The sequence below is a fragment of the Bacillus sp. Root920 genome (assembly GCF_001429445.1).
GTDB lineage: Bacteria > Bacillota > Bacilli > Bacillales > Bacillaceae > Bacillus > Bacillus safensis.
The window spans coordinates 188761-201326 of sequence record NZ_LMJV01000008.1 but is presented as its reverse complement, the minus strand read 5'-3'; the positions used below and the strand labels follow the sequence as shown (position 1 = coordinate 201326).

The following is a 12566-nucleotide window of genomic DNA, read 5'->3' as shown; positions in this document are numbered from 1 at the left end:
TCCATTGTAGCGGTTTCTATTGATAAATTCACTCGTTTCAAACCATTTTTTATCATATCATCCGACCATTGTCCTTAGACCATAGATGAATCAATACGTTTAAGGGTCTTTTGGAGCCAGCGGACATAGCCTTTTTCTCTTTCAATTGCCCTTGTCAGCACTAAGTAATGCCCAAATTGCGCTGAATGCAGCGATTCAGCAGAAGGGTCTTCCTCTGTCAAAGCGTGCAGCTTCTGTTCCAGCACATCTACTTTCTTGGTGCGCTCTAACAGTTGATAGGCAAACAGGTCAGCCGCTTCTTTTTTGTCCATGGAGGAGATGAAAAAGGTTTTGAGCATGAATTCATCCTTTGTTGTTTCCGGAATCGGATCTTTTGTTTTTAACCACTGACGCAATTCTTCTTTTCCTGCCGCTGTGATTTGATAGACCTTCTTCTCTAGCTTTTTTCCTTGTATATGAATATCAAATTCAATAAACCCTTCCTCTGTAAGACGCTTCAGCTCAGGGTAAATCTGACTGTGCTTCGCACTCCAAAACTGTCCAAGAGAATCCTTAAAATGTTTCGTGATATCGTATCCCGTCAGCTCACGCTGATCCAGCAAGCCAAGAATGGCATATTTTAGTACTCTCATGATGTGCCTCCAACGCTTATTCTTTGACAATAGTATACCATAGACTTTAAAATAAACATGTAAATCACAACATGTTTGAAAAAACATCATTCTAATGAAAGAAGGAATAAACATGGATCAATTCGTTGGACTTCATATGATTTATACGTATGAAAATGGCTGGGAATATGAGATTTACATTAAAAACGATCACACCATTGATTACCGCATTCATAGCGGAATGGTTGGAGGACGCTGGGTCCGTGATCAAGAAGTAAATATTGTGAAGCTGACAAAAGGCGTATACAAAGTCTCTTGGACAGAACCAACTGGGACAGACGTCTCTCTGAACTTTATGCCTGAGGAAAAACGCATGCATGGCGTCATCTTCTTCCCTAAATGGGTGCATGAACGTCCAGATATCACAGTTTGCTATCAAAATGACTACATCGATCTCATGAAAGAATCTCGTGAAAAATACGAAACCTATCCGAAATATGTTGTCCCAGAATTTGCGGACATTACGTATATCCATCATGTAGGTGTGAATGACGAAACCATTATCGCAGAAGCACCATATGAAGGCATGACAGATGAAATAAGAGCTGGACGAAAATAAAAAAAGCGGCATGCCTAGTGCCGCTTTAGATTGTTGACAAAGGGCTAAAATGATCTTTATTTTAGTCCTTTTTTATTGAATACCTAACGTCTTTTGAGGAAGCACGAAACGATAGACTGGCAGTTCATCACCTGTTTTTGAAGCAATAAACCCTGATGACATATAGCTGTCCTTTGATTCTGGTTCAAGGGCAAGTGAGAGCAAATTGGTTTGCGGCTGTGCCGTGACATATACCTTTGTTCCTTTTGGCAGCTGACGTTTCTTGTCAACGAGTTTTGTTTCAAGCTGAATATCTGTTTTGCTCTTTTCCTCTCGCTTTGTCACCTGATAGGCTTGTACCGGCACTTTCATGCCAGCCGGCAATGTGACACTTTTTAATCCTAATGTTCTGAGTTTCCTCTCTATTCCTTCATGCCCCGGAAGAATGAGATAAGCTGTCGGCCGTTCTCTTGTTAAGACGGGAACAGCATCGCTCGCACTGTGAAAGCGTACAGGAACTTGAGTTGTTTGTCCTTTCTCAATATCGACCATTTCCAGCGAGTCATTGACAGGTGCTTGGAAATCGTCTTGAATGACCACCTGATCATCATCATTTGGCTGCAGTCCTTTTTTGACCAGCTTCAGCCGCTCCGTCACCATTTGCTGCTTCACCTGTTTGGCATGTTTCACCGTGGTCTCAATGATTTTTTCATGGGTGGCTACTTGTGCAGCGACGCGGCGGGCAAAATCCTCTCTTCCAATCCCAATCCCTCTGCTTTCTACAAGAAATGACAGGGCTGGCGAAAGTGCAAGGGCATTACGGCCAATTCGCGCATCCGTTCCACCTTCATAGATGTCGATCTTTCCATCCTTTCCTCTTGTGTTTGTATAATACAAATCGTTAGAAAATCCTTTATTCGTCAGCGTTTCACGAACTCCGTTAACGTATAACTCATTTGATGTCAGCCGGATGCTTTCAGGAATGTTTAAATTCTTACCTGAAAGAATAAGCAAATCATGATATTTGAGAGCGCCTGATGAACCGATATCTTCAAACTGCTTTTGACCCACATCGTATTCATGGGCATCAATAACCACCTCTGGCGCATACCGATTAAATTCTTGATGCAGGGCTGTCAGTTCTGGAGACTCTAATGTCATATGATCACGGTTTCCGTCTAATCCGTTTGCCAGTCTGCGGTCAAACGCATAAGAACCATCAGGATTGATTCTTGGGACAATGATGATATTGACATGATTGAGTATACGCTCTCCTTCTTCACCTGCTAATCGTTTTGCAATGACGAGAGCAGATTCACCGGAGGCTGGTTCATTTCCATGTATTTGTGCTTGGAGCCAGATGGTTGGCTTTTTTGAAAGTGGCGTGATGGAGCGATCCTTTGTAAAGTACAGGGCCGGAATGGATCTACCTTCAATGGATGTTCCAATTTGTTTCTGCGTGGCGTAAGGACTTTTGCGGACAATGTCTCGTAAGAAAGCTTGAAGCTCTTCTTGTGTCGTAAATGCTTCTTCTTTTTTCTGAAAGGCAGGGGTATCAAACGTCTCGTCAGGCTTAGGGTATAGCTTTTTCACTGAAGCTGGTTGTTCATAACTCTTTCCATAATAAGGGGTTTCTGCATGAGCTGAAGCTGGGCTCACCATCGACAAACTGCCTGCCAAGAGGCATGCAGCAGCAAAAAGAATCGTGCCTTTTCGTTTGGACATGCTATCCTCTCCCTTCGTTGATTTGCATTATAAAGAAAAAAACAGAAAAAGTGTCAGTATTTTTCAAAAATAAATCTTTTGGAGGAACAGGCATGTCTTTGTCTAGGGCAAATGAATGGAGCCTGCCCGGCAATATGACCTAAAAAAAGTGCCTGCCCGCAGCAGACACTTTTTTATTTACCAGATGGAAATGGCCCCAATGAGAACCGCCATGACGGTCATAGCGACGACTGCCAGCACAGCCCATTTCATCCCAAATTTCTGATGCTGATCCAGTGATACGCCAACAAGTCCAACAAGTAAATGAGTTGATGGAACAAGTGGACTTAACATATGAATCGGCTGACCAATAATAGAGGCTCTGGCAATCTCAATTTTATCGACACCGTATGCTGCCGCTGTTTCTGATAGGATCGGCAGTACGCCATAAAAGTATGCATCATTCGGCATAAAGAAAGTAAAGATCCCGCTTGTTAATGCGACAATGACTGGAATAAAGCCGCCAAGCTGCTCTGGAATTGCAGATACAATCGAAATCGCCATTTCATCGACCATTTTCGTTCCAGTTAGAATACCTGTAAAAACACCTGCCGCAAAAATCATCGAAGCAATGGCTAAAACGTTTGTTGAGTGAGCGGCAATTCGCTCACGCTGCTGATCCAAGTTCGGATAGTTCACGATGATCGCCACACAGAAAGCAAGAACAAATAGAACAGTTAAGCTGACTTTACCTGATACAAGCAGCAGCACCAATAACAAAGTCAGCGCCAGGTTAAACCACCAAAGCTTCGGCCGTTTGATGTCATCTTGCAGTGCCGCTGCCATTTCATTTGCATGAATCGGCTGTTCAAGTTCAATCACACCAAGGCGTTTTCTTTCGGCTTTTCCAAGAAAATAAGCAACAATAATCATACTGAGAACCCCTGCACCAATGACTGGAATCATCGGTCCAAATAAAAGTGAAGGATCAACGCCAAGTGCACTCGCCGCTCTAGGTGTAGCTCCTCCCCATGGAATTGTATTCATAATTCCCATGCCAACCCCGGCAATACCCGCTAAAATAATTGGACGGATGCCAAGCAGCGTAAATAGTGGAAGCATCGCTGTTGTTGTAATCATATACGTTGTCGTTCCGTCACCATCAAGTGCAACAAGCATCGTCAGGACAGCTGTTCCGACCACGATTTTTAATGGATCGCCTTTAACGATTTTTAAAATTTTCGCCACCATTGGGTCAAATAAACCCGCATCAATCATAATGCCAAAGTACAAAATCGCAAACATGATCATGACCGCTGTTGGTGCGACTTGTTGCACGCCTTTGACAATCATGTCTGAAATTTCAGTAAAATGGAAACCTGCAATAAGAGCAAATGCAATTGGTGTTAACACCAATGCCGTTAAAACAGACATACGTTTCGTCATAATCAAAACCATAAATACAATCATCATAAGAAATCCTAAGATTGCTAACATATTGTTCACCCCTTATATTGTATACGCTTTCATTAATGTGTTGGTATCCCATTTCCAACCCTTTTTGTCATCATATCTGAGGTGTGAATTGAAGTAAATATTATGAATTTTAATTCTTTTTCGGTCGATAAATGCTTTTTGTTCATTTTGTTCAACCATTGGGCTTTTTGATTCCATGAAAAAAACAAAGGGTTTATTTTAGCCCTTTGTCTTCTTTTCAGCGTGATAGAAAACCTTCGAAGTCTAGGAAGGATGAGTACTGGAGCGGAGCGAATATAGATTCGTGAACACCGGCACGCAGGAATGACAACGAATGCAAGGGTTTGGCTACACGCTGGAAGCGGTCTCACTCGACCGCTTGTTCTCCTTGTATCAATTGCTCATATTGCCTTAATTGATCTTCCATAAAGATCTTTGCCTCTTTGCTGTTCATATAACGACTTGTCCAGCCCTTTTGCTTTAATCGCTTTTTCCAGGACTTCGTTTCCGTCATTTTTTGAAGAAGCTGATCCCATTCACGAATGTCATGCTGACTCATTTGTTTAGAGCCCATCACACCGCGCCAATGGGAGAAGATGAGCGGAATGCCCTGCTCTTTCCATGTCGGCACATCTTCAAATCCATCTAAGCGCTGGCTGGTTGTCGTCGCTACGAGCTTCAGCCTCTTTTTTTCATAATCATGACGAACCTCTGTAATGGTAGTCGTTGCTGCATCCACTTCATGGTTGATGAGCGCCTGAAATAAATCATCTGCACTGTCAAATTTCAAAAATTGAATGCGATAGGGATCAATCCCTGCCATTTCTGCTGCCCGGGCGAATGAGATTTGATCATCATTTCCAAAGTCAGGGGCAAACCCAATTTTTAAGGAATCTGGTTTTTTCTTGAGGGCGTGTAACAGCTCCTTCCCATTTGCAAAAGGAGAATCCATCGGGACTGCGACGACCTGCCACTCTTCTGCAAGGATTGCCAGCGGTGTCACATCATTCATCGTCACGTTACTGCTGCCAAGTAAATTACGGCTTAACAATAAGCTTGAATTTAAACTGATATAGTTGGCTTCTCGCTCCATCATGTATGTCCATCCTTTATCCACCGTTCCGCCTCTTTGATAAAGAATGTTCACAGGCCGGTTCACCAGTTTCTCTTGTTCAAGCACTGATTTCATCACCTGAGCCGTTTGGTCAAATCCTCCATCTGGTACACCCGACACCACAATATATAAGGAGCTTTGCTGTAGGAAAGAGTCTCCGGCTTTTTTTTCATTGAAGGTGAGTGTCATACAAAGGCAGAGCACGATCACAAAAAGTATTCCTTTTTTCATCTTTTAAGACTCCGCTTGTTTGGCAGGGTAATATTTACGTTCAGGTCTGCCAATGATTCCGTATGCAAGCTCTGCCCGGCATTCCCCTGTTGTCACGAGATACTCTACGTACCGTCTCGCAGTTGTACGTGATGCGCCCATCTTTTCCCCGAGTTCTTCTGCTGTAATTCCGCTATTCTCTGATGTCATCAATGTTTTCACTTTGTCCAAGGTCAGTGAATTGATGCCTGTGGGGAGATCTCTGTCATCCCTTTGTTTTGGCTCTTCCTGCATCTGCCCAAAAAACAAATCAATCATCGTTTGATTGACTTCATCCTTTGAATTGATGATGTCTTTCTTCTCTTTATATTCGGTTAAAACTTGTGCAAACTTTTGTGCGGTCACCGGTTTGATTAAATAATGAACCACTCCGTAATGAAGCGCATCTCTTAAAAGCGTCGTTTCCGTTGCAGCCGTGATAATGATCACATCTACTTCAGGACAGCGTTCTCTTAAAAGCGGCAGCAAGTTTGTGCCGAGTTCATCAGGCATATAGACATCAAGCAAAATGAGATCAACTTGTTCCCTTTGGAGCGCCTCCCACATATCCTTTGCACTCTTTGCCTTTCCGGCGACCTTAAATCCTTCTATCTTTTGTATATAAGATTCATGAATGGCAGCGATTCGAAAATCATCCTCCGCAATGAGTACCTTAATCACCATCTATTCCCCCTTTGTGCCTTTCGGTATGTATACAGTGAAGATGGCACCGCCTTCTTTTTGGTTCGCAACTTCAATCCAGCCCCCAAGCTCGTCCAATACTTCTTTCACATTCGCAAGCCCGTAGCCTCGTCCTTCTCCCTTTGACGAATGGCCTCTTGTGAAAATCTGTGACAGTTCCTCTTCATTCACTCCATCACCTGAATCTGACACTTCTATGATAATATCAAACCCAATATCTGTGATGAATAGGTCTACCTCGCGCTTCTCCTTATTTAATACAGCTTCAAAAGCATTGTCTACGAGATTGCCAATGATGGTGATAAAGTGAGATAGACTTAAATGAGCTGGGAGCGGCTCAAGTGAGCTATTTTCATCAATGTGGAAATGGACTTTCTTCTCTGATGCTTTCCCTAACTTGCCAAGTAAGATGGCTTGTATTTTAGGAGACCGAATCTGCTTCATGAGTAAATCGTGCTGACGGTTTTGCAGATGATATTCTTCTTTAATTAGGTCGATGGCTTCATCGACTTGATTCAGCTCAAGCAGGCCTAAGATGGCGTACAGCTTATTTGAGAATTCGTGCGTTTGTGCCCTTAGGTCTTCTGAATATTGGCTGACCTCTGTTAATGTATCCAGCAGCTTCGTCAGCTCTGTTTTCTCTCTGAAGCTCACAATCCCTCCGAATACTCGATGATCCTGCATTACTTTTTTCACATTTAAGACATAGGTTTTATCATTGACGACGGTTTCGATGTTAGGTTCAATCGTCTCTGCCTTTAAATAGAGAAGAAGTTTGGCATTTGGCAAGACTTGATCAATATGAAGTGGCAGCTTTGATGAGACGCGCAGCATGTGCTCAGCTGATGTATTCATCATCGTAATCGCGCCTTTCTGGTCAAACGCAATGATCCCTTCTTTTATAGCGAGCAGCATCGCTTCTCTTTCTCGATACAACGAAGCTATTTCATGCGGCTCAAGCCCTAATGTATCTTTGCGAATACTCTTCGTTAAAAAAATCGCACCGAATATGCCAGGCAAAAGCACGAGAAGGGCAATATAGCTAAGCTTCAATAGCTGATGAGCTGTCGCTTGATCAATTTCCTTTTTTAAAAATTCGACGGTGACTGTGCCGATAATTTCTTCATGCCCCTCTGTTTCTTTCATAATGGGTGCACTGCCTCTGACAACGGTTTCACCATTAGAATCATCAGTTGATATGGAGGTTCCTCCAAATAAGAGAGTACTTCTTCCTTCCGAAACACTGATGGTTTTTCCTACGTCCTCATGATTCGTATGAACAAGGACCTTTCCTTTTCGATTGGTAATGAAGATGGCATGAGCTCTTACTTGCTCCTTCATTTGCTCAAGCACTGCCTGTTCTTCATTTTGGGACGCTGATAGAGCCACCGATGCTTTAATGGGCGGCATATATGATATCGTTCTAGCGGTCTGCACCGCCAGCTGTTCAGCTTGCCCCTGCCTTTCTGATGTCTGCAAAAAACCAAAACAAATGGTTAATAATGCAATGACAACAAGCAAAAGCCCGATAATTAACCCCAAAATTTTCGTTTGTAAAGTGACTTTCCTTTTGCCCATTCTCACCGCTACAACCCCTAATTCAGTAGATTCACCGAATAGACTCTAAGAAAATGATATCATTTTTTCTTACTAAGTTAAGAGAAAATTCTTTCAAACAAAAAAGACGACTCAAAATCGAGTCGTCCCTGTATGCCTATTACGTGATCGATAAACCAGCACTCGCATAGCCTGCTACGGTATTCACTAAGGATAGACCTGTAGCTGATGCGGAGAATACAACAAGCAATCGTGTTTCAGGTGTGACTGGTACATTTAGACCAGTCGCAATACCATTTGCAATTGCACCCAGCGTTAAAACACCGGTTAAAGCTGGTGCTAAAGTGACACTCGCTACTTGAGTGAAACTGTTATTTGGTGTTGGTGAAGCAAACAAACTAGCTGTGACCGTAATACTTGTGCCAAGCAAAGAAAGAGCAGCTGTCGTACTGAAATAGCCGGCAAATGATGTGATTGTTCCGGCTCTAGGAACTGAGAACGCCATGTTGAGTAAAGTGCCTGCAGCGCCGGTTAAATCAATCACTCCGCCTAAAATACTGACACCTGTCGCTGAGTTACCAAATCCGATCAAGCTGGATGTTCCAACGAGACCGCCTGCAATTGTTGTCAGGACAGCAGGTGTACCTGAAGCAAACGGAATGATCGCACTCGATCCTGTCACTCCTGTTGGACCGGTGGCGCCTGTTGCTCCTGTACCTGTGACTCCCGTGGCGCCTGTTGCACCGGTTAGACCCGTTGCGCCGGTAACTCCGGTTGCGCCGGTTAGACCTGTAACTCCGGTGACTCCAGTTAATCCAGTTGCTCCGGTTGCGCCGGTTAGACCTGTGGCTCCCGTGGCTCCTGTTACTCCAGTTGCTCCGGTTGCGCCGGTTAAACCTGTGGCTCCCGTGGCTCCTGTGACACCGGTCGCTCCGGTTACTCCAGTTAATCCAGTTGCACCGGTCACTCCCGTGGCGCCTGTTGCTCCGGTTACTCCAGTTGCTCCGGTGAGACCTGTATCACCTGTGACTCCAGTCGCACCTGTATCACCCGTTACCCCAGTTGCTCCGGTTACTCCAGTTGCACCCGTATCTCCTGTTACCCCGGTGGCTCCTGTGACGCCCGTTGCTCCAGTTAATCCAGTTGCACCGGTTGCTCCTGTACCCGTGACTCCCGTGGCTCCTGTATCACCGGTTGCACCAGTTTCTCCTGTCGCTCCCGTGACACCTGTCGCGCCTGCGGCTGCTAATAACGTATAGTCTGAAGAAGTATCCGGTGTGCCTGTTGGCGGCGCTGTATTCACAACATAGGTTCCACCTTCATATGTCACCACTTGACCTACTGGATAGGTTGGCGCTGTTGCTGGGTCAAATGTCAGAATACCAGTTAATCCTACACCGGTTACTCCTGTTGCCCCTGTATCACCAGTTATCCCAGTTGCTCCAGTTGGGCCTGTGACGCCGGTTACACCCGTATCTCCTGTTACCCCGGTGGCTCCTGTGACGCCGGTTGCTCCTGTGACGCCGGTTGCTCCGGTCGCTCCTGTATCACCGGTTATCCCAGTTGCTCCAGTTGGGCCTGTGACGCCGGTTACACCCGTATCTCCTGTTACCCCGGTGGCTCCTGTGACGCCGGTTGCTCCGGTCGCTCCTGTATCACCGGTTATCCCAGTTGCTCCTGTCGCTCCCGTGACACCTGTCGCGCCTGCGGCTGCTAATAACGTATAGTCTGGAGAAGTATCCGGTGTGCCTGTTGGCGGCGCTGTATTGACCAGATATGTTCCACCTTCATATGTCACTACTTGACCTACTGGATAGGTTGGCGCTACTGCTGGATCAAACGCTGCAACTCCAGATAAACCGACACCTGTCGCTCCGGTCACTCCTGTTGCCCCTGTATCACCAGTTATCCCAGTTGCACCAGTTGCTCCTGTGACGCCGGTTGCACCAGTTGCTCCTGTCGCGCCTGTGATCCCTGTTGCTCCTGTGCCAGTAGCTCCGGTTGGGCCAATTTCCCCCGTCGCTCCCGTAACACCAGTGGCTCCGGTTGGGCCAATTTCTCCTGTTGCTCCCGTAACGCCAGTCGCTCCTGCAGCGGCCAATAACGTATAATCTGGTGACGTATCAGGTGTACCTGTTGGCGGCGCCGTATTGACGAGGTAAGTTCCTCCTTCATATGTTACCACTTGACCTACTGGATATGTCGGCGCTGCCGCTGGATCAAACGCTGTGACGCCGGCTAGACCTACTCCCGTCGCTCCTGTAATCCCTGTGGCACCGGTGGCTCCTGTGGCTCCCGTATCACCAGTTGCTCCTGTGACACCGGTTGCTCCGGTTGCACCGGTGGTACCCGTTGCTCCTGTGACTCCTGTGCCAGTAGTTCCGGTTGGGCCAATTTCTCCAGTCGCTCCTGTAACACCAGTGGCTCCGGTTGGGCCAATTTCTCCTGTTGCTCCCGTGACGCCGGTTGCTCCGGTTGGACCAATTTCTCCTGTTGCTCCCGTACCGGTAGCGCCTGTAACGCCAGTCGCGCCTACAGCGGCTAAAAGCGTATAATCTGGTGATGTATCTGGTGTACCTGTTGGTGATGCTGTATTCACAAGATACGTTCCACCTTCATATGTCACCACTTGCCCCAATGGATATCCTGGTGCTGCTGCAGCATCATACGGTACAACCCCAGTTAAACCCACGCCGGTGGCTCCTGTGGCTCCAGTTGGACCTGGATCTCCTGTGACACCTGTTGGCCCTGTACCTGTTTCCCCCGCTGCAGCTAATAATGTATAATCTGCCGACGTATCCGGTGTACCTAATGGCGGTACTGAATTGACGACGTACGTACTGCCATCGTATGTCACCACTTGCCCTACTGGGTAGGTTGGTGCTACTGCTGGATCAAATACCAAGATGCCTGTTAAACCTACGCCTGTTGGACCGATTGGACCTGCTGGACCTGCTGGGCCTGCCGGACCCGCTGGACCCACTGCACCCGCTGGACCTGCTGGGCCTCTTCTTCCTCTCCCGCCTGGCGGACCTTGAATCACACAAACACAAGGATCTTTTCCGCAGCAAGGATTTTTCACTGGTTTCCTTGGCTTTTCTGATATCCCTTTTTTACAACTATCACATTCCCAGCCATCATCCTTATACGCATCATACCAGCTTCCTTTTTGGTAGTGGTCTGTCGAATGAGTTGGATATGTCTTACCACATTGCCTACATCTTTTCATGGAATCACCCCCATCCATCGTATTCATCATGACTGGGAAAGGTGTATGTACACTTTTATTTTTTTAAAATAATCAAAAGACCTTGCACTTTATGCACAAGGTCCTTCTTTCATTAAAGTCTCATCGTCATTTTCAAATCTTTTCCTACCATACTATAATCCATATCTACCGGCCGGATGGCTTCTTTTAATGTTTTCGTACCTTCTCCTTCAAAGAAAGTAGGTGCATCTTTCCCCCCAATTAATAATGGTGCCATATAAATAATGACTTCGTTCACAAGGGACGCTTCTAAAAAGGATGCGCTCACACTGCCTCCCGCCTCTACAAGCACCGACATCACAGAGCGCCTTTTCAGCATACGTAACACCGCATGAAGATCTGTCCGATTTTCTCCGCTTGTGACAAACACTTGATGTCCTTTTTGCACCAGTTGATGGTATTTTTTTTGATCGTACTTGTTTGAGGTACAAATGATGGTTTCTGCCATATGATCATTTAAACATTTCGCATGAAGAGGAATCCTTAAGGTGGAATCTAAAATGACACGAATGGGCTGTGTCACGAATGAATCTTTTACAATAAGACCTGCATCATCTTGAATAATGGTTTCGACGCCTGTTATGACAGCATCTGCTTCTTGACGTAATTGCTGCACTTCATTCCTCGCTTCTGTCCCTGTAATCCATTTGCTTTCTTGATGAGCTGTTGCAATTTTCCCATCTAATGAAATGGCTGTTTTTAATATGACATACGGGAGGTCTGATTGTATCGAATGAAAAAAAGGAAGATTTAAGCTGTCCGCTTCCCGCTTACATATCCCTTCTTCTACTTCTATCCCTGCTTGTTTCAACATCGTGACCCCTTTACCTGCTACAAGTGGATTTGGGTCCCCAGTGGCAATGACCACACGTTTCACCCCGCTCTTTATAATGGCTTCTGAGCAAGGACCTGTTTTTCCATGATGCGAACAAGGTTCGAGCGTCACATACATATGAGCCCCCTTCGCCTTATCTCCTGCCATTTGCAGCGCATGAATTTCAGCATGCGGCTCGCCCGCCTTCATGTGAGCACCAATTCCAACGATCTCTCCTTTTTTGACTACCACTGCCCCGACAAGCGGATTTGGCGAGGTTTGTCCTTTCATGGCCTTTGCGTTGGCAATCGCTAGCTTCATATAAAAAACATCGTCTTTCATGTAAGTCTCCTTTCCTCTCTTTCAAGGGAAAGAACTCCTTCAGGGAATGAAGGAGTTCTATTCTCATGTGCTATATTTTTTCCATCCGTTTCTTTTCAGATCGATCATAGTAAGGCAAGGAATAAAAAAGT

At 45.6% G+C, this 12566-nt stretch carries 9 protein-coding genes; 1 reads left to right on the top strand and 8 read right to left on the bottom strand.

All coding sequences use genetic code 11. The features are described 5' to 3' along the window. Positions 1-74 precede the first annotated feature (74 nt). Complete coding sequence (locus tag ASE42_RS14650; RefSeq protein WP_056767662.1) at positions 75-632, bottom strand: PadR family transcriptional regulator; 558 nt, start codon at positions 630-632, stop codon at positions 75-77. Between the two features lie 112 nt (positions 633-744). Here ASE42_RS14650 and ASE42_RS14645 point away from each other — a divergent pair, with 112 nt between their 5' ends. Further along, positions 745-1230: a phenolic acid decarboxylase gene (locus tag ASE42_RS14645; protein WP_056767659.1), complete on the top strand. Its 486-nt coding sequence runs from the start codon at positions 745-747 to the stop codon at positions 1228-1230. 72 nt (positions 1231-1302) lie between these two features. Here ASE42_RS14645 and ASE42_RS14640 read toward each other — a convergent pair whose 3' ends face one another. The 7 genes from ASE42_RS14640 to ribD all read right to left on the bottom strand — a co-directional run bounded on the left by ASE42_RS14640 (position 1303) and on the right by ribD (position 12435). Then, positions 1303-2934: a M14 family metallocarboxypeptidase gene (locus ASE42_RS14640; RefSeq protein ID WP_056767656.1), complete on the bottom strand. Its 1632-nt coding sequence runs from the start codon at positions 2932-2934 to the stop codon at positions 1303-1305. Positions 2935-3111: 177 nt separating this feature from the next. Beyond that, positions 3112-4410: a citrate:proton symporter gene (locus ASE42_RS14635; RefSeq protein WP_056767653.1), complete on the bottom strand. Its 1299-nt coding sequence runs from the start codon at positions 4408-4410 to the stop codon at positions 3112-3114. A gap of 346 nt (positions 4411-4756) precedes the next feature. Beyond that, positions 4757-5734, bottom strand: coding sequence for a tripartite tricarboxylate transporter substrate-binding protein (locus ASE42_RS14630; RefSeq protein WP_056767649.1), 978 nt, complete (start codon positions 5732-5734; stop codon positions 4757-4759). Between the two features lie 3 nt (positions 5735-5737). Then, positions 5738-6433 (bottom strand): response regulator, encoded by a 696-nt coding sequence (locus ASE42_RS14625; protein ID WP_056767862.1) that lies wholly within the window; start codon positions 6431-6433, stop codon positions 5738-5740. Between the two features lie 3 nt (positions 6434-6436). Then, the gene (locus ASE42_RS14620) at positions 6437-8032 is read right to left on the bottom strand and encodes a sensor histidine kinase (protein WP_056767646.1); all 1596 of its coding nucleotides are present in this window, start codon (positions 8030-8032) and stop codon (positions 6437-6439) included. A 139-nt stretch (positions 8033-8171) separates the two neighbouring features. Continuing rightward, positions 8172-11240, bottom strand: coding sequence for an exosporium glycoprotein BclB-related protein (locus tag ASE42_RS14615; protein ID WP_056767642.1), 3069 nt, complete (start codon positions 11238-11240; stop codon positions 8172-8174). Positions 11241-11352: 112 nt separating this feature from the next. Then, positions 11353-12435, bottom strand: a complete 1083-nt coding sequence (gene ribD / locus ASE42_RS14610) for a bifunctional diaminohydroxyphosphoribosylaminopyrimidine deaminase/5-amino-6-(5-phosphoribosylamino)uracil reductase RibD (protein ID WP_056767639.1) — start codon at positions 12433-12435, stop codon at positions 11353-11355. Positions 12436-12566: the final 131 nt, after the last annotated feature.

Bases quoted from the DNA above. Each gene is read 5' to 3' on its own strand.
- ASE42_RS14640 (WP_056767656.1), bottom strand. From the start codon at position 2,934: ATGTCCAAACGAAAAGGCACGATTCTTTTTGCTGCTGCATGCCTCTTG.
- ASE42_RS14645 (WP_056767659.1), top strand. From the start codon at position 745: ATGGATCAATTCGTTGGACTTCATATGATTTATACGTATGAAAATGGC.
- ribD (WP_056767639.1), bottom strand. From the start codon at position 12,435: ATGAAAGACGATGTTTTTTATATGAAGCTAGCGATTGCCAACGCAAAG.
- ASE42_RS14615 (WP_056767642.1), bottom strand. From the start codon at position 11,240: ATGAAAAGATGTAGGCAATGTGGTAAGACATATCCAACTCATTCGACA.
- ASE42_RS14620 (WP_056767646.1), bottom strand. From the start codon at position 8,032: ATGGGCAAAAGGAAAGTCACTTTACAAACGAAAATTTTGGGGTTAATT.
- ASE42_RS14635 (WP_056767653.1), bottom strand. From the start codon at position 4,410: ATGTTAGCAATCTTAGGATTTCTTATGATGATTGTATTTATGGTTTTG.
- ASE42_RS14630 (WP_056767649.1), bottom strand. From the start codon at position 5,734: ATGAAAAAAGGAATACTTTTTGTGATCGTGCTCTGCCTTTGTATGACA.
- ASE42_RS14650 (WP_056767662.1), bottom strand. From the start codon at position 632: ATGAGAGTACTAAAATATGCCATTCTTGGCTTGCTGGATCAGCGTGAG.